Origin of the sequence: Dyella sp. (assembly GCF_036568765.1) — a bacterium.
Taxonomy (GTDB): domain Bacteria; phylum Pseudomonadota; class Gammaproteobacteria; order Xanthomonadales; family Rhodanobacteraceae; genus GSA-30.
Window position 1 is genome coordinate 1 of record NZ_DATCRY010000151.1, and the last position, 23967, is coordinate 23967.

Sequence of the window (23967 nt, forward strand, 5' to 3'; positions counted from 1 at the left end):
GGCGGTTGCCAGACCACGGCCGGTAGCGCGCCGCCAGTCGTGCACGGTTACGTTACCGACACGACCGCCTTTCAGGCCTTCATCGCTACGCATCCGACACCCGCGCAATTCCGCACGACTTATCCGGACGTGCAGCTGGTGCTGCCCAATACCATCACGACGATGGATTTTCGCAGCAATAACAGCCGTTACTTTGCCGAGCTGGACAAAGACGGCCGCATTGTTGGGGGTCATTTCGGCTAGGGATCGCTACGAGCTTGCCAAGCCAGAGGGGCGAGGGTCGAGTAGCGAGGGCGCAAGCTCGAACGCCTGACACGACCGAGGCGCACGGTTTCGCATGCTGTAGGCCCAACCCCTAGCCGGTGGCCGGACGTCGCGCCCTCGCTACTCGACCTCGCCCCCTTTTTAGCTCGGGCGAGTCGACGGACGAGGGCGCGCTATCGCTGCACGTTTAGAAGTTGTAGACCATATTCGTGGTCGCCAACGTATCGGTGTGCTTGATGCCTTCCTGCACGTCGCTGTTGAAGCGCACCTGGTAGCCCAGCTTGATCGCCAGCTTCTTCGTCATGCTGACCGAAAGGCCGATGTCGTTCTGGTAGTACTTGTTCTTGCTGCCCGCTTCGAGCAGGAACGTATCTTCCAGCGCGGTATTGCCGGTGAGGCGATACTTGAAGTTGACCAGGCCACGTGCGACCGGCTCGCTCTCGGTATCCTGCCGGGTCTTGACCACGGTGCCGTCGGGCTCGGTGATCGTCTGATCGGCCGGACGATAACGCTTGTAACCGGGACCGATTTCGAAGGACAGCTCGGCCTGTTCGTTCTTCAGCGCGATGTAGCCATAGCCGATCGACACGGTGCCCTGCCACAGGTTGGCGCCGAAATCGTCATGGTCGTAGCGGGCTGCGCCAACGATATAGCTGCGCGTATCGAGCTTGTAGCCCACCGAAGCACCGGTTTCGTAGCGATTGGCGGTGGTGCTGAAACGATTGATGGTGTTGCCTTGCTCGTCCTGCACCTGCACTTCGCCCTTCGAACGCAGGCCGTTGAGGAAGAAATTGTTCTTCCACAGCTCGTTTTCCTGGTTGAGGGTCAGCTTGGCATTGGCATTGTCGGTGCGCGAATTGCCGCGGGCGGCCGCATAACCGAACTCGCCCGACCCGCTCCAGCCGCCGTTGTTGGCCGCATTGGAGCTGTTATCGGTAGTCCCGGACGTCGTATTGGCATCCTGGGCATGAACCGCGCTCGCGAGGGCCGCGAGCACCAAACCGGCGATCAGGGTCTTCTTCATTGGATCGATCCACTTTATTAAATAAAAGTAATCGACGAACCTTAACGGAGCCAATTGAATGTGCAGTGAACGAACCTGACAAAATCCGTAAGTTAAGGCCTAAGTGTCTGATAACGCCAAAGCCAGCTCGTATTGCCGAAGTTCCAGCGTCTTGCCCAGACCACAGGAGGCGGCCGCGACGAGGGGTAGCCAGGACGGCGCGTCAGCCAGGGCGGCGACAATCAGGCCGATGCAGGGGAGGGCATAGATCAGTACGGCGGCCAGGAAACGCATCGGCGACAGGCTCATGGCCGGTATCGATGGGCCCGTGGTTGCCGCATCGCTGGACTGCAGTGCGCGCCACCGCAGGTTTTCCAGGCTACCCATCAGTAGCGCCAGGGCCAGCAAACCCAGGACCCAGTAAAGCGTGCTGCCCATAGTGACCTGATCGTCCTGGGCATCGAGGCAGGTCCACATCCACAGGCCGCCAGCGTAGCCGGCCGAGACCACGCGGCTGAGGGGAAACTGGGCGATCGGGCTTGGCAGGCCGGCACGGTCGCGTCCAACGAAGCCATTCGCGGTCTGGATCAGCGCCGCCAGGCTGGCCAGGCTCAGGGCGGCGCCGGCCAGGCGGGTGGCCCAGAAATCGTTCTCGCCGCGGGCCAGTCCGGCCACGGCGAGCATGGGAAGGAAGGCGAGCAGCGCGATCATCGCTTCCTGGGTCGGCCGGCTGCCGTGACCCGGACGCCAGCCGTGCCAGTCCGGCACGGAAGACAGGCGCAGACAGGCCATCAAGGGGCCCGCCGCGATAAATGCGGCACCCAGCCCAAGTGGCACCAGTGCCTCGCCCCGGCCATTGCTGTACACGCCAAGGGCCAGTGCCAGGCCGAGCAACAGCCAGATGCCATAGCCGCTGAAGCCCAACACCTCCAGCAAGGTATGTGGCAGGCTGCCAGCTTGCCGGGCACGTCCCTGGACATGCCTTGGCAGGTTGGCTTCGCCGTGGGAAATCTGACCGCTACGCTCCATCGTCTCTTTTTACGTGTTGTTTGCAAACGACAAGGAAAAATAAACGTCCGACTTGAGCGCCGCGCCGACCGGCCCGACCAAGCGCACGTACCGAAAGCGAACCGATGTGATACCACAGTTCGCCGGCCGCCGCGCATGACGTCCCGGACTTGCGAGTGTCTCCGGGCATGCCCATGCTAGGCAGCAGTTCCATCAGACAATTTATTTCATGGATCGTTACGAGCGCATTCTGACGTTACACCGCTTGCTCAAGTCGGCGCACTATCCGGTGCCGCTGCCGCGGCTGATGGACGAGCTGGAGTGTTCGCGTGCCACGCTGTATCGCGATATCGCATTTTTACGCGATGCGCTGGGCGCGCCCATCGAAAGCGCCGGTGGCGAGCACGCCGCCTTCCGCTACGAGCAGAGCGAAGCCGAACGCTTCGAGCTGCCCGGTCTCTGGCTCACGTCTGACGAACTGGCCGCACTGCTGGCGTTGAACGAATTGATTGGCCGCTCCGGGCCAGGTGTGCTGGCCGGCGCGCTGGCACCGTTCAAGGCACGCATCGAGCACCTGCTGTCCGACCAAGGTAGCGGCAAGGCCTTGCCGATCGAACGCATCCGGGTGATTTCCTGGGGCGAACGCAAACTCGATCAGCAAGTGTTCCGTGTGGTCGCCGGCGCCGTGCTTGAGCGCCGCCAGCTGAAATTCCGTTATCGTGCGCGCACCACCAATGCCGACAGCCGTCGCACGGTGTCGCCGCAGCGACTGACGCACTATCGCGACAACTGGTACCTGGACGTATGGGATCACGATCGCGAGGCGCTGCGCAGCTTCGCGGTCGATCGCATCGTCGAGCCGCTGGCGCTCGATGCCGCCGCCGTCGATGTCGCCGAGAGCGATCTGAACGAAATGCTGGCCTCGAGCTACGGCATTTTTGCCGGCAAGCCGAAGGCGTGGGCGACGGTGCGTTTTTCCGAGCATGCCGCGCGTTGGGTGGCGGACGAGCATTGGCATTCGCAGCAGAAGGGCGAGTGGCTGAGCGATGGCAAGTACGAGTTGAAGCTGCCGTATTCCAACTCCAAGGAGTTGCTGATGGACGTACTCAAGTACGGCCCCGATGCCGAGATCATTGCACCGATTTCGCTGCGCGAAGAAATGAAGATCATGCTCGATCTCGCCCTTGGCGCGTATCGCCAGCCGCCACGTTGAAGCCATAGCTCATGAGTCCAGCCGAATGAGCCCGATCGAATGAGTCTTGCCGAATCGGTCGAAACCCACCCGGAGCTACCGCGCAAACCCACGGTAGCGCTGGCACTGGGAGCCGGGGGAGCGAAGGGGCTGGCGCATATCGGTGCGATCGAGGAGATCGAAGCGCGAGGGTTCGACGTCATTGCCGTCGCGGGCGCATCGATGGGCGCGCTGATCGGCGGCGTGTATGCCATGGGCAAACTGGAGATTTATCGCGACTGGGTCACGACCCTGGCCAAGATGGACGTGCTCAAGCTGGTGGACTGGACTTTTTCGGGCGGTGGCCTGATCAAGGGCGAACGCATTATCGGCACCTTGCGCGAGCTGGTCGGCGATGTGCTGATCGAAGAACTTCCGCTGGCCTATACGGCCGTGGCCACCGACATCGATCGCGAGCGCGAGGTGTGGCTGACGCGCGGACCGTTGTTCGATGCGATACGCGCATCGATTGCCATACCGACGGTATTTCGGCCGCATACGATCGGCGACCGGCGGTTGATCGACGGCGCGCTGCTCAATCCGTTACCGGTGACGCCGCTCATACGCGAACGCGCGGACTACCTGATTGCTGTCGGGATGGACGGCCCATCGGAAGTGACCTCGCCGGAAACCTCGGTCGATGCCAGCGAAGCGCCGACCCGGACGGGACGCATCGGCGGCTTTCTCGGTCGCCTATTGCCGCATGGCGCGGACAGCAAGCCACGCGAACCCGGGCTGTTGGAGTTGCTTACGCAATCGATGGATTTGATGCAGGCCAACCTGTCGCGTCTGCGCACGGCCGCTTATGAGCCCGATCTGTTGATCCAGTTGCCGCGCAATGTGGCAACCGCATATGAGTTCTATCGCGCGCGCGAGTTGATCGAGCTTGGTCGGGAACGCACGCGAGAGGCGCTTGCTGGCTGGAAACCGGCCAATTTCTCAGTCAACGCGGACCGTGCGCCTTGAGCCAGTTTTCCAGATAGGCCTTCAGCGCAATGGCGCCATTGTGGTCCTCGTCGCGTGCGCCGAACAGCAAAGTCACCCGATGATGCGCAGCGCGTGTGGCAAGCGGCTGCCAGAACGTGGCTTTGTCATCCAGCTCGCTGGCGTAGCGATGACGGAAGGCTTCCCAGCGCGCCTCCTCGTGGTTGAACCAGCGCCGCAACGTGGGTGACGGCGCGATTTCCTTGGCCCATTCGTCCAGCGCGGCGTCTTCCTTCTTGACGCCGCGCGGCCACAGGCGGTCGACCAGTACACGATAGCCGTCGTTTTTGTCGGCCGGCTCGTAAATGCGTTTGACGGCGATGCTCATGAAGCCCGAGTGTCTGCCACGCGGAAAAGATGAGCATACGCTGCTGACGGTAGGGGGGCGTGAAGCTATTTGGAAGAGCTCCCTTCACCTGCATGAGTGAGTAAGGCGTCACGCATGCGTACTGGCACACCCCGCCCCTGTAAACAAGGGAGGGAGCGGGCTACGCCAGTGCGAAGTGTTGAGATCTGCCTCGGTCACGCTCCCTCTCCCCTGACTCTGTGCCGGGGGAGGGTTGGGGTGAGGGGGGCTCTCGGTAACCGAGAAGCGTTGCTTACAGTTCCTCGACTCGCGTCACCTTCGCACGGCGCATCAGCCACGCCACGCCGCGCAGGTCGGCGATGCCGACCCAAAGACGGTCGAGCATGCCGTACTTGGATTTGCCGGCGGTACGGGGACGATGGCCGACCGGCACGCTCTGGCTGGCGAAGCCGGCGCGCTTGACCAGCGCGGGCAGGTAGCGATGCATATGATCGAAATACGGCAACCGCAGGAACGTCTCGCGCTCGAACAACTTCAGGCCGCAGCCGGTATCCGGCGTGGCATCCCGCAGCATGCGCGAACGCACCGCATTGGCGATCTTGGAGGAAACGCGCTTGTTGAAGCTGTCGCGGCGAGTCGTCCGCCAGCCGGCGAACAGGCGCACCTCGGCCGGCGCCGTATCGCGCGCGGCGAGCAGCTTGGGGATATCGGCCGGATCGTTCTGGCCATCGCCGTCCAGGGTGGCGATCCACGGCGACCGTGCCGCGCGCACGCCATTCCATACCGCCGTGCTCTGCCCGCTGCGGCTCAGGTGACGCACTACGCGCAACTCGGGGTATTTGGCCTTTTCCGCGGCCAGCACCGCCACGCTGTCGTCGCTGGATTCGTCGTCGACGTAGACGATTTCGAACGCGATCCGCCCGCGCAACGCCGCAGCGATCTCGGCCAGCAGCGGCGGAATGTTGTCACGCTCGTTGAAGACCGGCACGACGACAGAAAGCTCAGACATGGAAAGGCCTACGGGTGTAAAGGTTGGCGAGCGGACGGGGACCGCATTTTAAAGGCGACGGCTGAACCAGGGGCTTGTTCGCTTCCCCTGTCAGCGGATCTTGCCCAGGATTCCTTCCAGCTCGTCGTTGCTGTGGTAATGGATCACCAGTTTGCCGCGTCCGCCGCGCCCGTGCGCCAGCTCGACGCGGGTGGCGAAACGCTCGGCCAGCTGGCGCTCCAGGTCGGCGATATTCGGGTCGCGTGCCGGGGCATTCTTGGCCTTGCCCTTGGGTGCGGTCTGCGCGCGGCGTGCGGCCTCTTCCAGCTCGCGGACGCTCCAGCCGTGGCGTGCGGCTTCCAGCGCCAGGCTCTCGGCGTCGCGCTCGGGCAAGGTCAGCAGACAGCGCGCGTGCCCCATTTCCAGCTTGCCTTCGTCGAGCAGACGTTTGATCGACTCGGGCATTTCGGTAAGGCGGAGCAAGTTGGATACGGCTGCGCGCGAACGGCCTACGGCATCGGCCGCCTGCTGGTGCGTCAGGTCGAAATCATCGATCAGGCGCTTGAGCGCATCGGCTTCTTCCAACGGAGTCAGGTCCTGACGCTGGATGTTCTCGATCAGCGCCATCGCCGGGACGGCCACCTCGGGCACGTCCTTGACCAAGGCCGGCAACTCGGACAACTGCGCGCGCTGCGCGGCACGCCAGCGACGTTCGCCGGCAATCAGCTCATAGCTGTTGGGCCCGAGGCTACGCACTACCACGGGTTGGATCAGGCCCTGCGCCTTGATCGAGGCGGCCAGCTCGTCCAGCGCCTCGTCGTTCCAATGGCGGCGCGGCTGGTACTTGCCGGGCTGGATATGGTGAATCGGCAGCGTGCGCAGCTCGCCTTCCTGTTCGAGCAGGTTCGGCTTGGCCTGGCCGTCGCTATCGGACTCGGCGACAGCGCCGGTGCCGAGCAATGCGTCCAGCCCGCGTCCCAATCCTCGCTTCTTCGCTGCTGCCATGCTTACTCCTGATGGATATCGGCCGCGCTGTCGAGGGCGATGTCGTCGCCATCGTCAGGCAGGGCCGGCACCGGCTCGTTCGCGACGCTTGCGTTCTGGCCACGTTCGCGACGAATGACTTCGCCGGCCAGGCCGATATACGCAATCGCGCCGCGTGAGCTGCGGTCGTACAAATGAATGGGTTGGCCGTGGCTGGGTGCCTCGGCCAAGCGAATGTTGCGCGGAATGATCGAGCGCAACACCTTGTCGCCGAAGTGCTGGGTCAGCTGTGCGGAAACTTCGTTGCCCAGGTTGTTGCGCACGTCGTACATAGTGCGCAGCAAGCCTTCGATCTCGAGCCCGGGGTTGAGCCGCTGGCGCACGGCCTTGATCGTATCGAGCAGACTGGAAAGACCTTCCAGCGCAAAGTATTCGCATTGCACCGGAATCAGCACGCCATGCGCAGCGGTCAACGCATTGAGCGTCAACAAATGCAGCGAGGGCGGGCAATCGATCAACACCGTGTGGTACTTGTCGTCGAGCTTGGCGAGCTGCTCTTTCAGGCGGCTCTCGCGCGCGATCGCATCCATCAGCTTCAGTTCGGCCGCGGTCAGGTCGCCGTTACCGGGCAGCAGGTCGTAATGGGCTTCGGTGGTAACGATGGCCTGTTCCAGCGTGGCCTCGTCGAGCAGCACTTCGCAGCCGTTGGGCTTGGCTTCGTGCTTGTCCACGCCGGAGGCCATGGTGGCATTGCCCTGCGGATCGAGGTCGACCAGAAGCACCTTGCGCTTGGCGGCAGCAAGGGCCGCGGCAAGATTGACGGCGGTAGTGGTCTTGCCGACGCCGCCTTTCTGGTTGGCGACAGCGATGATGCGGGCCATGGAGTGGTCGATACCGTGCGCGGGTGAAAAGGGGAGCTAGGTTAGCAGGGTTCAGGCTGGGGGCCGAGGGGCATCTAAATCCAGCGTGCGTCCCGGTCTGGCCTTATGCCCTGGACAGTTCCAACAGGTGCCGTTCGCCATCCACGCCCGGGACGTCCAGGGTGTGAATGGCTCGGACGGCGAAACCGGCAGGTACACCGGGTAGTTCCTCGTCCGGGCGCTTACCTTTCATTGCCAGCCAGATGCCCTCCGGAGCGAGCAGATGCCCGCCCCAACCGAGCATATCGGCCAAGCTCGCGAAAGCGCGCGCGGTGACGCAATCGAACTGCCCCTCCACCGCTTCCACCCGCGATTGCACCGCGCTGACGCCTTCGAGCTTGAGCGCGCGGATAGCCTCGCGCAGGAAGCGCACCTTCTTGCCGTTGGAATCGACCAGCAACACCTGTCGACCCGGCGCGGCAATGGCCAGCACCAACCCCGGTAGCCCCGGTCCGGTGCCAAGATCGGCGAGGCTCGCCCCGCGCACGTACGGCAGGATCGCCAGCGAGTCGAGCAGGTGCCGCGCGATCATCTCGGCCGGGTCGCGTACCGCCGTGAGGTTGTATGCGGTATTCCAGCGCTGCAGCAGCGCCTGGTAATCGAGCAGACGCTCCACCACGCTGTTGGACAGATCGAGGCCAAGCGTCGCGATGCCGCGTTCGAGCTGGGTTTGCAGGGCGTCGCGAGCGGTCATCGGCAAGGTAGTGTCGCAAGGAAAGGGACGGCATTATCCTGGTATCGTGCTATTCGAGCCAGCGCCAAGGTATGAAAAGCATGTGCTTTCAAAAGGTTGCAGCGAAAACCTCTTGGAGGAAAACTTAGATGGGGCACGAAATCAGGAGCATTTTTGCCTCTTGCCTTTAGCTACGAGGCTTGTGGCCAAGAACCGCACAAGAGTCGGCTTAGCCCAAACGACCGTGCGTTGCGAAACAGTGATATAGAGGCTCAAGACGATAGCGTTACGCCGGGTGCTAGCCGCTCCAATGCGATGCCCAACGCCCGGTCGTCGAACAGTCTGTCTTTGCGAGCAGCCGCATCGGCACCGCCGCTCCAGTGACGCAGACCCTGGCGCAAGGCGGGCACAGTCGCTTGCACATCTTCCTTGGTCAGCAGCCAGTCCACCGTGGCCAGCAATTCCATGCCGAAAGGCGACTCAAAGCCGTCGATCAATGCGGTTGTGGCTTCCAGCGCCGCAGCGTATTCCTTGGCTTCACTCTTGAGGTAGGTCTGGACGAAAGCTTTGCGCCTGTCGTCGAACCAGATGACGTCCTGCGGGTCGGCGTCACCGATACGCTTGTCGCAGTGGAGGTAGCTACCGTCCAACCCGTCAAGGAGGTGCCGTAAGCGGTCAGCGTAGGGGCCGTATTTGTGCGGCACAAAGCGTAAATCTAGCGGCCTCAAGCTCGCACGCTCGATAGAGCGTTCAAGGAACCAAGCCAGCTTCTGGATTTCCAGCAAGCTGCACTCCATGCCCAGAACCCAGTAACGACGCACCAATTCCGCGATCAATGCGCGGGCTGGGGTCAGTTTCTCGACGCCGGTGCGCTTAGCGACGTTCTGGTACTTCTGGGTCGGTTCGAATACGAGGATTTCGGTATCAAGGTTGGCCAGTGCATCCTCGATTCGCAGGCGCACCTCGGCCCAATCCAGTCCACCGTTACCCGCGCCTAGAGGCGGGATGGCGACAGACTTGACCTTGTTCTCGATCAGGAAGTGGCGCAGGTCCTGCAGTCCTTCAGTGACCCATTGGATCTTCGAACTGCCTCGCCAGTGCTGCTTGGTCGGAAAATTCACGATCCAGCGCGGGCCATCCAGTTCGTTAACCTCGGTAACGAACATTTTGCCTGTGTGCACTTCCTTAGCTTTGCATGCAGCGGCATAGCAGCGAAAGTTTTCGGCAAAACGTTCCTTGAACATCATCGCGATGCCCTTGCCCATCACGCCCACGGTGTTGACGGTGTTGACCAGCGCTTCGGCGCGGGCCTCCAGCAGATTACCTTGCGTGAATGTGATCATTAAAAATACCACCCGGTGCGGGCATAAACCGACAGGTTCAGACCTTGAGCCTGAACCTGTTGCTCGATCGCTCGCTTCAAATTATCCGTATAACACACGATGCCGAGCAAGCCGTTGATTGGCAAGCACTGATGAACCAGAGCTTCAGCTTGATATCGCTCGAATTTTGCGGGGTCTTCCGGGTCGCGTCGGAAATCCCGTGCTTGAAGTAGCGGCCAGTCGATCTTGCCAAGATCAGCCAGATCGGAATAGAAGTTCGCCCATTGATAGTAGGCATGGCTGTCGGTGAACAGAAACGGCCACCTCTGCTTTGCAACGTGATGCAGGCTGGAGACGAGGATCACGATCTCCTCGTTAGGCCTCTGCTGAATACCGCCCCAGCCAGTATGAATGTTACGCAGCATCGGCGAGAAGGGAGTGAAATAAAACGGCACGTAGTCGTTCAAGAAGCCGCCGGGCGGCAATGGCACCGGATGGTCGGCACGTTTGTCGATCAATTCAGGATTGCCGATGCTCACCCAGCCTGGAGCCTGTACGTTGCCGTTGCCGCAGTGCAGGCCGTTTTGCAGGATCCAAGGAAGATTGTCGCGGTGAACGATGCGCCAGATCAGCGCCTTTTCCGGGTTGAGATTCGGGTAGTGATTAGGCATGCCCGACCTGCTCGCTGACCGCCAGCTCTAACGTTGCCCGCGATACATCAGCGATCTGCTTAAGCTCGCCTTTGAGTAGTTTGGTCTGGAAAACGGTATCAGCCATAGTCTCAACCTAGCCCGAAATACTGCTCGAAGAAAGCCACGGGCTTGTCCATGCCTGTCCCTTGCCCGCTACGATCTAGTCAGTGCTTGATAAACCGATTGACGGACTTTGGTATGGTCGAAAACCAAAATTCGGCGTCGCAGTCATCCTGAAATGAAAAAGCCCGCCAGGGCGAGCTTTGGGGGCACGAGGGCGTTGACGGTCAGGCGATATCGAGCTCGACGCGGGTGACCATCATGCCGCGCTCGCGCAGTGCCTGGTTCATGCTCTGCTTCAGGCGTGAGCCCAGATCGCGGCGATCGGTCTGCAGGGCGGTCGGCTCCTCGCGCAGTGCCGCCATGGCGCCGCCGCGGATCAACTGATCGGCTTGTTCGATCACCGGATCGGCGCGCTCAGGCTCCAGCACCTGCCAGTACACCGTGCCGCGCACGCCGTGCGCATCGGCCAAGGGTTCCTCGAAGCGCAATACGCGGCCGCCAAGGTCGATGCGGTGGCCCATGCGGTCCAGCAACGGCAGGGTCAGATGCGTGCCCGGTTGCAGCAGGCGCGGCTTGCCGCGGCGATAGACGCTGATCACCTGTCCCGTAGGCACCCGCTTTACCGCGCTGGCGGCGAATGCCAGCACCAAGGCCACGACGATGAGAAGGAGCAAGGTGTTCATGTCTTTAGAAACAGATACTTAGATAGGTAAAGTTCGCTTTGTTGCAGAGGTTTAGGGTACAGCTGTCTGCTAACTCGTAGATTAATCTGAATTTAACGACATTCTGATGACTTTTTAAAGCCGACTTTCGGTGTAGGCCAAGCCGACTGTGTCTCGATTCCGGCAGCTTCCCTGACGTTATCGACCGCGAGCGCAATTTCTTTTGGGCGGCGCGACGCCCGCATGCTCCTCCCCCCTGTTCACAGGGAGAGGCCGGGAGGGGGTCGCACAGGGGAGGAGCGCGATCAATGCGAATATCGATCGACATGGAACACCGGCGCGCGAGCGAAACACGTCGCGCAAATCATGCAAAAAAGTCTGCGCAACAATCGAAAAACATCGTGCGACAAGAGGCCACGTGTATGGCTTGTTTTCTCCGTCGTTCGCATGACCGGATTGAACGACACACGCACGCCTCAAGAGTCGTTCCGAGGCAATCTCCGGCTCTCAATCCCACGTTCACCCCACGGATCAACGACTCGCCGATCTCAATCGCGCGATGCTCGCCGTTGCGCGGGTCATGGCGCATGGCGCGGCCGAACTCGAAGGTGCATCGCGGCAAACAGGCGTCAGCGAACGCCACACCAATACTGTTTGGCTCCCTACGCCGTGCAGTGCGCCGTGTCGCTAGTCTTTGTCGCGACTGAAGGGAACCTCTAAAAACCGACTCTTCTGGGAGCGACTTTCGTTGCGACGATCGTGCCTTATCGCAAGCTCCTGTCGCGACTGAAGTCGCTCCCACAACGATAGGATCCGCTTTCCCTATATTCGGGCGATGAGAGGTTTTTAGACGTTCCTTGAAGCGGCTCCCACAGGAGCAGTGAAGCATCGCCTAGTGATTGTGGGAGCGGCTTCAGCCGCGACGCCACACCAAACTGTTTGGCTCCCTATGCCGTGCAGTGCGCCGCGTCGCCAGTCTTTGTCGCGACTGAAGCGGCTCCCACAGGAGCCAGTGAAGCATCGCCTAGCGATTGTGGGAGCGGCTTCAGCCGCGACAAACGCCACGGAGCCCCACTCGGCATGAGGTCGATCTTTGCCCCATCATTGTTGCGTTGCATCGCAAAAAGATGCGCTGCGATACAACAATGTAATTGCTCTTCGCGGCGCCACAAAACGCGAGTTTTTCGCGCCAAATATATTGCAAAGCAACAAATTTTACGCTTTGCAAAAGCTTTACAAGCCGCGATGAAAACGTTTACGTTGCGCTCGAAGTCGCACGGGGCGGCTATCGCCGGGACGTAAATACTTGTGGCAGTGACGATCAAAGACGTGGCGCGCGAGGCCAACGTGTCGGTGGCGTCGGTGTCGCGTGCGCTCAATGGCCACGGCGGTGTGACGGCCGACACGCTCGAGCGCATCCGCGAAGTCGCCGCACGCCTGCGCTACGTGCCGCATGGCGCCGCACGCAGCCTGATCACGCGACGCACCCACACCGTCGGCGCACTGCTGCCGGACCTTTACGGCGAGTTCTTCTCCGAATTGATTCGCGGCATCGACTTGGCCGCGCGTGCGCAAGGCCTGCATCTGCTGGTATCCAGTTCGCACGACGATGCGGCCGAAGCGGCTGCCGCGCTGCGCGCGATGCAGGGGCGCGTCGATGGGCTGCTGGTGATGTCGCCGCATGCCGACGCGGCGTTTCTGCGTCAGAATTTGCCCATGGGCTTGCCGACCGTGCTGATGAACACGGTGCTCGATGGCGACGACTATGCGGCGCTATCAGTCGACAACCACGGCGGCGTACGCCTGTTGATGCAGCACCTGATCGATGGCGGTCATCGCCGCATCGCGTTTATCCAGGGGCCGCCGAAGAACCGCGATGTCGCCGAGCGCGAAGCGGCCTATTTGCAACAAGTCGCCGAGCACGGGCTGGAGCCCATCGTACTACCCGGCGATTTCAACGAAGAGTCGGGTTATCGCGCCGGCGAGCAATTGCTGGCGATGTCGTCGCGCCCTGATGCGGTGTTCGCTGCCAACGACATGATGGCGATCGGCTGCATGGCGGCAATCCGCGATGCCGGCTTGCGTATTCCCGACGACATCGCCGTCGCCGGTTTCGACGATGTACCGATGGCGCGCTATGTCACGCCTGCTTTGACGACGGTGCGGGTAAGCATCGCCGAGTTAGGTAAGGAAGCGCTTCTCCGGCTGACGGCTGAGATCGAGCAAGCCGAGCACTTGCCGCGCACGCATCAGCGCGTCGATGCCGGCCTGGTCATCCGCCAGTCCAGTGGCGGCCAACAAGTCCATGCGAGGCCGCGCGCCGCCGGGGAGTAAAAGCGGCGTGGCCGAGCTTGGGTAGTTCTTCAGAAAATCAACGTTTCTGGCGTTGAGGCGTGAGTGGGGAGTCCGCTTCATTACCTGACGACCGGGGACCGACGACAACAACGGCAACACAGCCGACAGCAACGTTTCGACCCTTGAGGGAGGGTAAGCACGCCATGGCACGCAGACACGCACTTTCCAAACACATCGCGCTGGCACTCGCCGGCGTGCTCACCACGGCGGCGCTGCTGCCCACCACGTCGCTTGCGCAGAACGCGAACGCTACCGTGCGCGGCCACATCAATGCCGCACAGGGACAAACTGCGACCCAGGTGGTCGCGACCAACCTAAAGACCGGCTTCATCGCGCAGACGCCTGTGCGCAGCGACGGCAACTACACGCTGGCCAGTCTGATTCCCGGCACGTATCGCATCGAGGTCAAGGGCGAAGGCGGTATCAACGCCAGCCAGGAAGTGACTGTGCAGGTGGGCCAGGCATTGACGCTCAACCTGGATGCAGCCACGGCTGCGGCCGCCACCGCGAACGCCACCAATCTGCAGTCCGTGACGGTGAACGCGCTGACGCTGATGGAAACGCGCACCTCGGAAGTAGCCAAGAACATCAGCCAGGCGCAGATCAATACGTTGCCTCAGAACGAGCGCAACTTCCTGGATTTCGCCAAGCTGGTGCCGGGCATTACGGTATCCAGCGACCCCAACGCCAAGACCTTCTCGGCGGGCGGTCAATCGGCTGAGAATGTAAACGTTTTCATCGACGGCGCCAGCCTGAAGAACAATGTGCTCAAGGGCGGTATCGCCGGCCAGGATTCCACGCGCGGCAACCCGTTCTCGCAGGAAGCCGTGCAGGAATTCCGCGTGCTGACGCAGAACTACAAGGCCGAGTACGAACAGGCCGGTACCGCCATCATCAGTGCCGTGACCAAGTCCGGCACCAATGAATTCCATGGCACGGTGTACGACTACTTCCAGAACACCGGCATGATTTCGCAGGATTCGTTCGACAAGAAGAACAAAGTCGACAAGCCGGAATACAAGCGCCAGCAGCGCGGCTTCAACCTCGGTGGACCGATCATCAAGGACGAGCTGCAGTTCTTCGTCAACTACGAAGAGCGTAAGGATGTCGGTAACGATTCGGTGCAGATCGTCGATCCGCGTTTTGCTCAGTACAACGGCACATTCTCCGCGCCGTTTCATGAAAAGACCTTCTTCGGCAAGTTGAGCTGGCAGCCCAATGCCAACAATAACGTCGATTTGAGCCTGACCACGCGCCGCGATAATGAAGTGCTCGGTTTCGGCGGTACCACCAGCTATGACGGCCGCACCAATCGCAAGAACAAGGTCGACGACCTGTTGCTGAAATGGCAAGCACGCGGCGACATCTGGACCAACGACCTGATGCTGGATGCCGGCCAAGCCAAGTGGAACCCTGCGGCGGCCGAGCCGGACCTGATCCAGCAGGTCTATGACCCCGGCATCGCTGTGCTCGGCGGCGCGGTCAATCTGCAGAACAAGGGGCAGGACCAGACGACCCTGCGTGACGACCTGACGTTCACCGGCTTGAGCTGGCATGGCGATCACACCGTCAAGATGGGCATCAAATACGCTTCCTATGGCATCACGCTGGAACAGAACAACAACGCGGTACCTTCCTATACTTACCAGGAAGGCGATGCTTACCCGGGCGGTTTCAATATTCCGTATGAAGCGGTGTACTCGCCGCTCGGTGCCAATGCCAATCTGCACACTAATCAGTTCGGCGCATATGTTCAGGACGATTGGGATGTAACGCAGCGCCTGCAGTTGAACCTGGGTGTGCGTTGGGATTACGAGACCAATGCGCTCAACAACGACTACGTCACGCCACAGGCGCAGTACGCCACGCTCGAATACCTGGGTCTGCAGAACTACATCAGCACCGGCAACAACCGCGATGGTTTCAAGGGTGCGATCCAGCCGCGTCTGGGCTTCTCGCTGGACGTGAGCAAGGATGGCGATCAGAGCACCACCATTTTCGGTGGCGCCGGTCGTTACTACGACCGCACGCCATTTGACTGGATCAGTCAGGAAGCGCTGCATTCGGCTGTGCCGAACTACACCTTCCAGTTCAGCCCCGCCGATGCCAACGGTAATCCGACCCAGCCGGGCACGATCGCCTGGAATCCGGCCTACCTGACCAAGGCTGGCCTCGATTCGTTGCTGGCCGCGGGTGTGCCGGGCTTCAGCAGCGAAATCGACGTGATCAACAACAAGACTCGTCCGCCACACACCGACCAGTTCAGCCTGGGTGTCCGCCAAAGCTTCGGCGACTGGACCGGCTCGCTGACGTTGGCGCGCGTACTCGGCTACGACCAGTTCACCTGGGTGTGGAACCGCATCGTGGAACCGGGCTTCTATCTCGACACCCCGCCCGATTCGCCTTATGGGGCAGTGCTGCACAACGTCTACAAGAAGACCCAATCCAGCGAAGTGCTGATCGGCATCGACAAGCCTTACACCAAGGCCTCTGGCTGGGGTGTGGGCTTGGCGTACACCTATCAGAATGCTCGCCAGCAGGGTAACGACAACTACTCGCTCGACTATGTCTCTCCGTCGGGCTACCCGGCTGGCAACGTCGGCGAAAAGCACCATCTGGTCATCAACGGTATCGTGACCGGCCCGTGGGATACCCGCATCACCGGTATCTTCACTTACGGTTCGGGCCTGCCGTTCGATGTGTTCAAAGCGACGGACACCTGCGACTACAACTGTAGCTTCTATCACTGGGGTGCATACGGTCGTAAGTGGGTGAACCTGGATCTGTCGATCGCCAAGGAATTCCGCTGGGGCGACAGCCAGGCCCTGGAGCTGCGCCTGGACGTGCTTAACGTGTTCAACCGCGACTTCATCAATGGCTACGACGGCAGCTACTACCTCAACAACGACGCCTCGACGCCGAACCCGAATTTCGGGCATGCGACCGGCGCCGATCCGAACCAGAGCCGTCGCTTCCAGATCGGCGCACGCTACTCGTTCTGATTCAACCGCCCTGCCTTTCCCGGTCAACGGGAAAGGCAGGGCCGCTTTCCTCAGCCCGTTCGCGCGGGCTTTTTTAAGCGGAGGGATGTAAACGTTTACATGCCTCGGCATACTCCCATACAAGGCGCATCATCGAGTCCCCGCTCGGCGCGCATCGAAAGAAAAGGCGGCCCCTATGCTCAGCAAGACCAAAACCCGATGGATCTTTGTCCTGGCCATGGCGCTGGCCTGCGCCAGTCCGCTGGCAGCCCAGGCGAAGAAGCCGGTCCATTCGCCGGTGCACAAGCAGGCGGCCACCAAACCGCTGCCGCCGTCGATCGAGGATTTGGAGAAGCGCACCTTCACCTGGTTCTGGGAGAGCGCCAACCCGGCCAACGGCCTGGTGCCCGATCACTACCCGGCCGACTCGTTCGCCAGCATCGCCTCGGTCGGCTTCGGCCTGACCGCGTACGGCGTCGGCGTGGAACGCGGCTACATTACCCGTGACCAGGCGATCGACCGCACGCTCACCACGCTGCGCTTCTTCCGCGATGCGCCGCAGAACGATAGCGAAGACGACGCCACCGGCTTCCATGGTTTCTACTACCACTTCCTCAACATGCAGACCGGCAAGCGCGAGGCGCGCTGGGTCGAGCTGTCGACGGTGGATACCACGTGGCTGATGGCGGGCGTGCTGTTCGCGCAGTCCTACTACGATCGCGATACACCCAAGGAAAAGGAAATCCGCGATATCGCCGATCAGCTCTATCGCAACGTCGAGTGGTCATGGGCGCAACCGCGTGCACCGCTGATCAGCATGGGCTGGACACCGGGTGGCAAGTTCATTCCGCACGACTGGAAGAGCTATGACGAAAGCATGCTGGTCTACATCCTCGCTCTCGGCTCGCCGACGCATCCGGTGAGTGACGACGCCTGGGCTGCCAGGACTACGGATTACCAGCGTACCTGGGGCACCTTCTACGGCCAGGAACACCTGAGCTTCGCGCCGCTGTTCGGTCACCAGTACAGCCATGTATGGGTCGATTTCCGCGGCATCCGCGATGGCTGGAGCCGCGACAAGGGCCTGGATTATTTCGAGAACAGTCGTCGCGCAACGTATGCGCAGCGGGCCTATGCCGTCGCCAATCCTGGCAACTGCACCGGCTATGGCAAGAACGTCTGGGGCCTGACCGCCAGCAACGGTCCCGGTGGCTATGTCGTGCTCGGTCACCCGACGCAGCCGCAGCGTAAGTTCTTCGGCTACACCGCGCGCGGCGCGGGCATCGACTATATCCAGGACGATTGCACCATCGCGCCCACCGCGGCGGGCGGCTCGATCGCTTTCGCACCGGAAATCGTGGTGCCGGCGCTGGAAGAAATGAAGAAGCGCTACGGCAAATATATCTACAACAAGTACGGTTTTGTCGACGCCTTCAATCCGAGCTTCCACCTGCAGAACGTGCAACTGCGCACCGGCAAGCTGGTGCCGGAGATGGGTTGGACCGATACCGTGCAGATTGGTATCGACCAGGGTCCGATCGTGCTGATGATCGAGAACTGGCGCAGCAACTTTGTCTGGAACGTGATGAAGAAGAACCCGTATATCCGCAAAGGCCTGGAGCGCGCCGGCTTTACCGGCGGTTGGTTGGATGGGGATAGCAAGCAACCATGAAGCGGCTCGCGCGCCTGCTGCCGCTGATGACCTGGGTGCTAGGCGCCAGCCTGGCGCTCGGTGGCTGCGCGCGCGACAGTGACGATGCCTCGCTGACGTTCTGGACCATCGGCCGGGAAGGCGAGGCCGTCGCCAAGCTGATTCCGGATTTCGAGCGCGAACATCCGGGTATCCATGTGAAGGTGCAGCAACTGCCGTTGACGGCGGCGCACCAGAAATTGCTGACGGCAATCGCCGGCGGGTCTACACCCGATCTGACTCAGCTGGGCAATACGTGGATTCCTGAAGTGGCTGCGCTGGATGCGCTCGAACCATTGCAGCAACGGGTGACGCAGTCGTCCGTGGTGCGTCCGGACGACTACTTCGCCAGCATCTGGAGCACGAACTCGGTCGACGGCACGCTGTATGGCGTGCCCTGGTATGTCGATACGCGCTTGCTGTTCTATCGTGTCGATCTACTGCGCCAAGCCGGTTTCGATCATCCACCGCGCGACTGGGCCGAGTGGCGGCGGACGCTGGCGGCCACGACCCACCCTGCGACCAGGAGCTACGGCATCCTGTTGCCGACCAACGAGTTCGAACAGCTGCTATCGCTGGCCTTGCAGCAGGACGAACCGATCCTGCGCGATGGCAATCGCTACGGCAATTTCCGTAGCGAAGGCTTCAAGCGCGCGCTGGCCTTCTATGTCGACACATTCAAGCTCGGCCAGGCGCCGGCGATCACCAATGTCGAAGCCGGCAATCCGTGGAGCGAGTTCGGTCGAGGCGTGTACGCCTTCTATTTCTCTGGTCCCTGGAACATCGGCGAATTCCGCAAGCGTCTGCCGCCCTCCCAGCAGGACGATTGGAATGCCGCGCCGCTGCCAGGCCCGAATGGCCCAGGCGCGTCGAACGCGGGCGGTTCGAGCCTGGTGATCTTCAAGACTTCGCGGCATAAAGACGAAGCCTGGCAATTGATTGAATATCTCTCCCGTCCCGATGTGCAGCAACGCTTCTACAACCTGCTCGGCGACATGCCGCCGCGACGTTCGTCCTGGGAAGGCGGCGCGTTGCACGACGATCCGAAAGCGCGCGCCTTCCGCGATCAGCTTGAACGTGTCAAGGCGCTGCCGCCGATTCCCGAATGGGAACGCATCGCCACCGAAATGCAGCTGGTCGCCGCCGAAGCGGTAGCGGGCCGACTGACCATCGATCAGGCCGCGGCGGAAATCGATCGTCGCGCCGATGCGATTCTCGAGAAACGGCGCTGGGTGCTGGACCATCATCGGAGCGCGCCATGAAACAGCGCTACTCGTTCGCCATCGCGCCCAGGAGTCCAGCATGACCACTCGCCGCGCCGCCTGGATCTTTCTCGCCCCCGCATTGCTGGTACTGGGCCTGTTCTTTCTATTGCCCGTGATCGCGGCGCTGATACTCAGCCTGACCGACTACGACCTCTATGCGTTGGCCGATTTGCGCAATCTGCGCTTCGTCGCCCTGGGCAACTATTGGGAACTGCTGCACCGGCCGTTGTTCTGGTCGGCTCTGGGCCACACGTTCTATTTCGTCATCGTCGGCGTACCGTTGTCCATCGCGGTGTCGCTCGGTGCCGCGCTGTTACTCAACTCGCCGCTGGCGCGCATGCAATCGTTCTTCCGCACGGCGTTGTTCGCACCGGTGGTAACCACGGTAGTCGCCACCGCGGTGATCTGGCGCTATCTGTTCAATACCAAGTACGGCTGGGCCAATTACGGACTGCAAAGCCTGGGCTTGCATCCGATCGACTGGCTCGGCGACCCGCACTGGGCGATGCCGACGATCATTCTGTTCGCCGTCTGGAAGAACTTCGGCTACAACATGATCATCTTCCTGGCGGGCTTGCAGGCCATTCCGGCCGATCTGTACGAAGCGGCACGCATCGACGGCGCCTCGGTACCCAGCCAGTTCCGTCATATCACCTTGCCGATGCTCAAGCCCACGCTCGTGATGGTGTCGATCCTCACCGTCGCCGGCTACTTCCAGCTGTTCGCCGAGCCGTACGTGATGACCGAGGGCGGTCCGCTGCAAAGCACCACCAGCGTGCTGTACCTGATGTACGAAGAAGGCTTCAAGTGGTGGAATCTCGGCTCCGCCTCGGCCGTGGCGTTCCTGCTCTTTGTCATCATGTTCGCTGTGACGGCGGTGCTGCTGCGTGTGTCGCGTCGGGGAGAGCCGGCATGAACGACACCCGTTTTGCCAAGGCCTTGATCAACGGTCTGTTGATCGGCGGCACGGTTGTAGCGCTGTTTCCCTTGTTGTGGATGCTGTCGGTCTCTTTCATGCAGCCCGGCGAGGCCAGTTCGTTGCCGCCGCCGCTGCTGCCGGCACACGCAACCTTCGGCAACTACCGCGAGCTGTTCGTACACGCCGGCATGGGACACTATCTGCTCAACAGTTTGCTGATCTCCACAGCCATCACGCTGTTGGCGCTGGCCTGCAATCTGATGGCCGGCTATGCCTTCGCCAAGCTGCAATTCGCCGGTCGCGAGCGCTTGTTCCAGATGCTGATCGGCGGTCTGGTGATTCCGGCGCAGGTAGCGATGTTGCCGCTGTTCCTGTTGCTCAAGTACATCGGCTTGGTCAACAGCTATGCCGGTGTCATCGTGCCGGCCATGGCGACGATCTTCGGCATCTTCCTGGTGCGCCAGTACGCACGCGGCATTCCCGACGATCTTATCGAGGCGGCGCGCATCGACGGTGCCGGTGAGTTCCGTATCTTCATGCAGATCATCCTGCCGCTGCTCAAGCCGATCATGGTGACTCTGGCCATCTTCACCTTCCTGGCCGCGTGGAACGATTTCATGTGGCCTTTGATCGTGCTGACCGGCCAGGAGCACTACACCTTGCCGATCGCGCTGGCATCGCTGTCGCGCGAGCACGTGCAGGATTCCGAACTGATGATGGCAGGCTCGGTCGTCACCGTGCTGCCGGTCCTGGTGTTGTTCCTTGCCCTGCAGCGTTATTACCTGCAAGGTCTGCTGCTGGGTAGCGTAAAGGGCTGACGATGAAGCGATGGCGGGTTCTTGCGGCGGCATTGCTGCTGGTGTCGGAGGCAGCCGTCGCCGCGGATGCGCGCGTGCTCGACGATTTCGCCAAGTCCGGGGCCTGGCAGGTCAAGGCGACCGACGATATTGCCGTAAGCCTGCATCCGGCCACGGATCGCCAGGGCGCATGCATGGACTTCGATTTCAACGGCGTCTCCGGCGGTGCGACACTGCATCGCGACTTGCCGGTGGACTTTCCCGAGCACTTCGCCTTGTCTTTCGATGTGCGCGGCGCGATGCCACCCAACGATCTGCAAGTGAAGTTCATCGATGCCAGTGGTGACAATGTCTGGTGGTATCGCAGCGATGGATTCCAACCCACGCCCGATTGGCGGACGGTGCGCGCCGATGATCGTCAGGTGGAGTTTGCCTGGGGGCCGATCAAGGACCATGGATTGAAGCGCACGGCTGCGGTGGAGTTCACCGTTTACGCCGGTCATGGCGGCAAGGGCCAACTGTGCATCGCCAACCTCGCCCTGCGGGCGTTACCGCCGCATGCTACCGAAGCGCCGCTGCCGCCTACGCCCAACGCGGTGTTCGAGCAGCGTGCCAAGCAAGCGGCGCGTGGCCTCTATCCGCGGGGATTTTCCGGCGAGCAAAGTTACTGGACCCTGGTGGGTGTCGACGGCGGCGCGCGTCATTCGGCCTTGCTCTCCGAAGACGGTGCAGCGGAAATCGACAAGGGCGGCTGGTCGATCGAGCCCATGCTGTTCGAGGGCGGCAGGGTAATCGACTGGGCCAGCGGCAGCAACAGCCAGCGATTGCAGGATGGCTACCTGCCGATACCGACCGTGCGTTGGCAAGTGGGCGAGCTCAGCCTGGAAACCACCGCCATCGCGCATGGCACGCCGGAGCAGTCGCAACTGCTGTTGCGCTACGAGTTGCGCAACGATAGCGATCGTGCGCGCGAACTCACCCTTGCCCTGCTGGCGCGTCCGTTCCAGGTCAATCCGCCGACGCAGTTTCTCAATACGCCCGGCGGCATCAGCGCCTTGCACCGCTTCGACTGGGACGGTCATGTGTTGCACGTCAATCGCTCGCAGGCCGTCCTGCCCCTGCAGGCCACCGATGCCTTCGTGGCCAGTCCATCCGATGCGGACAACTTGCCTGAACGCCTAGCCCGTGGCGAACGTCCTGAGGTCGTGCAGATGGACGATGCCAAGGGCTTTGCACAAGGCGCACTGCTCTACAAGGTCCGGCTTCCCGCCCATGGCAGTCGCCGTTTCGGTGTGATCGTTCCCTGGAGCGGTGAGGCGCCCGTGACCGGTAGCGATACGTTGACATGGCTGGCACTGCAAACGCAGCAAACGGCAAAGGTGTGGCGCGAAAAGCTCAATCGCGTGATCTTGTATCTGCCGGCATCCGAACAGGCCATCGCCAACACGATGCGCAGCGCGCTGGCGCAGATCCTGATGTCGCGCGATGGCCCGGCGTTACAGCCGGGCACACGTTCTTATGCCCGTACCTGGGTACGCGACGGCGCGATGATGACCGAGGGTCTGGTGCGTAGCGGTCACGCCGATGTCGCCGCGCAGTTCGTGCGATGGTACGCACCGCATCAGTTCAGCAGCGGCAAGGTGCCGTGCTGCGTGGATGCGCGCGGTTCCGATCCGGTACCGGAGAACGACAGCCATGGCGAACTGATTTTTGCCATCGCTGAACTTTGGCGTTACACGCACGATCGCACGCTGGTCGAGCCGTTATGGCCACACGTCAGCCGAGCCATTGCCTATATGGACACGCTGCGCGCAAGCCAGACACAGCCACCGCCATTTTACGGCATGATGCCAGCATCGATCAGCCATGAAGGCTATTCGGCCAAGCCGATGCATTCGTACTGGGACGATTTCTGGGCGCTGAAAGGTTACGACGACGCGGTCATGCTGGCGACAGCACTTGGCAAGTCCGACGAGGCGGCGACGATCGGCGCCTCGCGTGACACCTTCCGCACGAACCTCGCTGCGTCCATTGCTGCCGCGGTGGAGCAACACCATATCGATTACCTGCCCGGTGCTGCCGAGCTTGGCGATTTCGATGCCACGTCGACGACGATTGCGCTGTCGCCAGGCGATGGGCAAACCTGGCTGCCGCCCGCGCTGATCGATCGAACCTTCCAGAAATACTGGGAAGGTTTTGTCGCGCGTCGCGACGGCTCGCATGCCTGGGAGGATTACACTCCATATGAGGTACGCACGATCGCCAGCTTCGTACGTCTGGGCTGGCGCGATCGCATCGACGATTTGCTGCGCTTTTTCTTCGCCGATCGGCGGCCGCAGGCGTGGAACCAGTGGGCCGAAGTGGTCGGACACGATCCGCGCAAGCCGCGCTTTGTCGGCGATATGCCGCATGCGTGGATTGCTTCGGATTTTCTGCGCTCGGCTTACGATCTGCTTGCTTACGAACGTGCGGGCGATCATGCCCTGGTGTTGGCGGCGGGGATTCCGGCGAGCTGGCTCAAGGGCGAAGGTGTTGGGGTAGAGAAATTACGCACGCCTTATGGTTTGTTGAGCTATATCCTGCGAGAGCGCGATGGCCACTTGGAACTGCGTATCGCCAAAGGTGTGGAAGTGCCGCCGGGCGGCCTGGTGTTGCCATGGCCGTACGCAGGCGCCGCGACCGGCACGGTGCAGATCAGTGGCCGGCCTGCCGAATGGCGCAACAATGAGTTGATGGTGCGGGAAGTGCCGGCGGTGGTGACGATACGGCGCGATTGAGGGTTTTGCTTCGTAGGGTTGCCCCCTCACCCCACCCTCTCCCCCGGCAAAGCCAGGGGAGAGGGAGCCTGACTGAGGTAAG

Annotated in this window: 20 protein-coding genes; 10 read left to right on the top strand and 10 right to left on the bottom strand. The window is 61.7% G+C overall.

The window, feature by feature from the left end:
* On the top strand, positions 1-243 hold a 243-nt coding region (locus VIM98_RS10585), incomplete at its 5' end, for a hypothetical protein (RefSeq protein ID WP_331993069.1).
* Between the two features lie 208 nt (positions 244-451).
* Here the strand turns inward: VIM98_RS10585 and VIM98_RS10590 are convergent.
* Entirely contained in the window at positions 452-1288 is an 837-nt protein-coding gene (locus VIM98_RS10590; protein WP_331993070.1) for a DUF481 domain-containing protein, read from the bottom strand.
* 99 nt (positions 1289-1387) lie between these two features.
* Positions 1388-2296, bottom strand: a complete 909-nt coding sequence (locus tag VIM98_RS10595; protein WP_331993071.1) for a hypothetical protein — start codon at positions 2294-2296, stop codon at positions 1388-1390.
* Positions 2297-2504: 208 nt separating this feature from the next.
* Between VIM98_RS10595 and VIM98_RS10600 the strand changes: the two genes are divergently transcribed.
* Positions 2505-3488, top strand: coding sequence for a YafY family protein (locus VIM98_RS10600; RefSeq protein WP_331993072.1), 984 nt, complete (start codon positions 2505-2507; stop codon positions 3486-3488).
* Between the two features lie 39 nt (positions 3489-3527).
* Positions 3528-4472: a patatin-like phospholipase family protein gene (locus tag VIM98_RS10605; protein WP_331993073.1), complete on the top strand. Its 945-nt coding sequence runs from the start codon at positions 3528-3530 to the stop codon at positions 4470-4472.
* On the opposite strand, the gene VIM98_RS10610 is transcribed toward VIM98_RS10605, so the two are convergent.
* The 8 genes from VIM98_RS10610 to VIM98_RS10645 all read right to left on the bottom strand — a co-directional run bounded on the left by VIM98_RS10610 (position 4450) and on the right by VIM98_RS10645 (position 11122).
* Positions 4450-4818 carry a DUF488 domain-containing protein gene (locus VIM98_RS10610; RefSeq protein ID WP_331993074.1) on the bottom strand — a complete coding sequence of 123 codons (369 nt, stop codon included), beginning with the start codon at positions 4816-4818 and terminating at the stop codon, positions 4450-4452. The two genes, VIM98_RS10605 and VIM98_RS10610, sit on opposite strands and share 23 nt — an antisense overlap.
* A 271-nt stretch (positions 4819-5089) precedes the next feature.
* Complete coding sequence (locus VIM98_RS10615; protein WP_331993075.1) at positions 5090-5806, bottom strand: glycosyltransferase family 2 protein; 717 nt, start codon at positions 5804-5806, stop codon at positions 5090-5092.
* 90 nt (positions 5807-5896) lie between these two features.
* The gene (locus tag VIM98_RS10620) at positions 5897-6790 is read right to left on the bottom strand and encodes a ParB/RepB/Spo0J family partition protein (RefSeq protein WP_331993076.1); all 894 of its coding nucleotides are present in this window, start codon (positions 6788-6790) and stop codon (positions 5897-5899) included.
* 2 nt (positions 6791-6792) lie between these two features.
* Complete coding sequence (locus VIM98_RS10625; protein WP_331993077.1) at positions 6793-7650, bottom strand: AAA family ATPase; 858 nt, start codon at positions 7648-7650, stop codon at positions 6793-6795.
* Positions 7651-7753: 103 nt separating this feature from the next.
* Positions 7754-8383: a 16S rRNA (guanine(527)-N(7))-methyltransferase RsmG gene (rsmG, locus tag VIM98_RS10630; protein ID WP_331993078.1), complete on the bottom strand. Its 630-nt coding sequence runs from the start codon at positions 8381-8383 to the stop codon at positions 7754-7756.
* A gap of 251 nt (positions 8384-8634) precedes the next feature.
* Entirely contained in the window at positions 8635-9705 is a 1071-nt protein-coding gene (gene darG, locus VIM98_RS10635) for a type II toxin-antitoxin system antitoxin DNA ADP-ribosyl glycohydrolase DarG (protein WP_331993079.1), read from the bottom strand.
* Positions 9705-10355, bottom strand: coding sequence for a type II toxin-antitoxin system toxin DNA ADP-ribosyl transferase DarT (gene darT / locus VIM98_RS10640; RefSeq protein ID WP_331993080.1), 651 nt, complete (start codon positions 10353-10355; stop codon positions 9705-9707). The genes darG and darT overlap by 1 nt, the downstream gene beginning before the upstream one ends.
* A 308-nt stretch (positions 10356-10663) precedes the next feature.
* Positions 10664-11122 (bottom strand): SPFH domain-containing protein, encoded by a 459-nt coding sequence (locus tag VIM98_RS10645; protein ID WP_331993081.1) that lies wholly within the window; start codon positions 11120-11122, stop codon positions 10664-10666.
* A 1287-nt stretch (positions 11123-12409) separates the two neighbouring features.
* On the opposite strand from VIM98_RS10645, the gene VIM98_RS10650 reads away from it, so the two are divergent.
* The 7 genes from VIM98_RS10650 (at position 12410) to VIM98_RS10680 (ending at position 23885) form a co-directional block, all read left to right on the top strand.
* On the top strand, positions 12410-13435 hold the full coding sequence (locus VIM98_RS10650) for a LacI family DNA-binding transcriptional regulator (RefSeq protein WP_331993082.1): 1026 nt from the start codon (positions 12410-12412) through the stop codon (positions 13433-13435).
* A gap of 164 nt (positions 13436-13599) precedes the next feature.
* On the top strand, positions 13600-16458 hold the full coding sequence (locus VIM98_RS10655; RefSeq protein WP_331993083.1) for a TonB-dependent receptor: 2859 nt from the start codon (positions 13600-13602) through the stop codon (positions 16456-16458).
* Between the two features lie 175 nt (positions 16459-16633).
* Positions 16634-18109 carry a glucoamylase family protein gene (locus VIM98_RS10660; RefSeq protein WP_331993084.1) on the top strand — a complete coding sequence of 492 codons (1476 nt, stop codon included), beginning with the start codon at positions 16634-16636 and terminating at the stop codon, positions 18107-18109.
* Complete coding sequence (locus VIM98_RS10665) at positions 18106-19389, top strand: sugar ABC transporter substrate-binding protein (protein ID WP_331993085.1); 1284 nt, start codon at positions 18106-18108, stop codon at positions 19387-19389. The genes VIM98_RS10660 and VIM98_RS10665 overlap by 4 nt, the downstream gene beginning before the upstream one ends.
* A gap of 40 nt (positions 19390-19429) precedes the next feature.
* Positions 19430-20308: a sugar ABC transporter permease gene (locus VIM98_RS10670; RefSeq protein ID WP_331993086.1), complete on the top strand. Its 879-nt coding sequence runs from the start codon at positions 19430-19432 to the stop codon at positions 20306-20308.
* Positions 20305-21129, top strand: coding sequence for a carbohydrate ABC transporter permease (locus VIM98_RS10675; protein ID WP_331993087.1), 825 nt, complete (start codon positions 20305-20307; stop codon positions 21127-21129). Before VIM98_RS10670 ends, VIM98_RS10675 begins: the two co-directional genes overlap by 4 nt.
* 2 nt (positions 21130-21131) lie before the next feature.
* Positions 21132-23885, top strand: a complete 2754-nt coding sequence (locus VIM98_RS10680) for a discoidin domain-containing protein (RefSeq protein WP_331993088.1) — start codon at positions 21132-21134, stop codon at positions 23883-23885.
* Positions 23886-23967 lie beyond the last annotated feature (82 nt).

Coding starts and splice junctions, on each gene's coding strand:
- VIM98_RS10605 (WP_331993073.1), top strand. CDS start 3,528: ATGAGTCTTGCCGAATCGGTCGAAACCCACCCGGAGCTACCGCGCAAA.
- darT (WP_331993080.1), bottom strand. CDS start 10,355: ATGCCTAATCACTACCCGAATCTCAACCCGGAAAAGGCGCTGATCTGG.
- rsmG (WP_331993078.1), bottom strand. CDS start 8,383: ATGACCGCTCGCGACGCCCTGCAAACCCAGCTCGAACGCGGCATCGCG.
- VIM98_RS10675 (WP_331993087.1), top strand. CDS start 20,305: ATGAACGACACCCGTTTTGCCAAGGCCTTGATCAACGGTCTGTTGATC.
- VIM98_RS10665 (WP_331993085.1), top strand. CDS start 18,106: ATGAAGCGGCTCGCGCGCCTGCTGCCGCTGATGACCTGGGTGCTAGGC.
- VIM98_RS10660 (WP_331993084.1), top strand. CDS start 16,634: ATGCTCAGCAAGACCAAAACCCGATGGATCTTTGTCCTGGCCATGGCG.
- VIM98_RS10680 (WP_331993088.1), top strand. CDS start 21,132: ATGAAGCGATGGCGGGTTCTTGCGGCGGCATTGCTGCTGGTGTCGGAG.
- VIM98_RS10625 (WP_331993077.1), bottom strand. CDS start 7,650: ATGGCCCGCATCATCGCTGTCGCCAACCAGAAAGGCGGCGTCGGCAAG.
- VIM98_RS10615 (WP_331993075.1), bottom strand. CDS start 5,806: ATGTCTGAGCTTTCTGTCGTCGTGCCGGTCTTCAACGAGCGTGACAAC.
- VIM98_RS10595 (WP_331993071.1), bottom strand. CDS start 2,296: ATGGAGCGTAGCGGTCAGATTTCCCACGGCGAAGCCAACCTGCCAAGG.
- VIM98_RS10670 (WP_331993086.1), top strand. CDS start 19,430: ATGACCACTCGCCGCGCCGCCTGGATCTTTCTCGCCCCCGCATTGCTG.
- VIM98_RS10590 (WP_331993070.1), bottom strand. CDS start 1,288: ATGAAGAAGACCCTGATCGCCGGTTTGGTGCTCGCGGCCCTCGCGAGC.
- darG (WP_331993079.1), bottom strand. CDS start 9,705: ATGATCACATTCACGCAAGGTAATCTGCTGGAGGCCCGCGCCGAAGCG.
- VIM98_RS10655 (WP_331993083.1), top strand. CDS start 13,600: ATGGCACGCAGACACGCACTTTCCAAACACATCGCGCTGGCACTCGCC.
- VIM98_RS10600 (WP_331993072.1), top strand. CDS start 2,505: ATGGATCGTTACGAGCGCATTCTGACGTTACACCGCTTGCTCAAGTCG.
- VIM98_RS10610 (WP_331993074.1), bottom strand. CDS start 4,818: ATGAGCATCGCCGTCAAACGCATTTACGAGCCGGCCGACAAAAACGAC.
- VIM98_RS10645 (WP_331993081.1), bottom strand. CDS start 11,122: ATGAACACCTTGCTCCTTCTCATCGTCGTGGCCTTGGTGCTGGCATTC.
- VIM98_RS10620 (WP_331993076.1), bottom strand. CDS start 6,790: ATGGCAGCAGCGAAGAAGCGAGGATTGGGACGCGGGCTGGACGCATTG.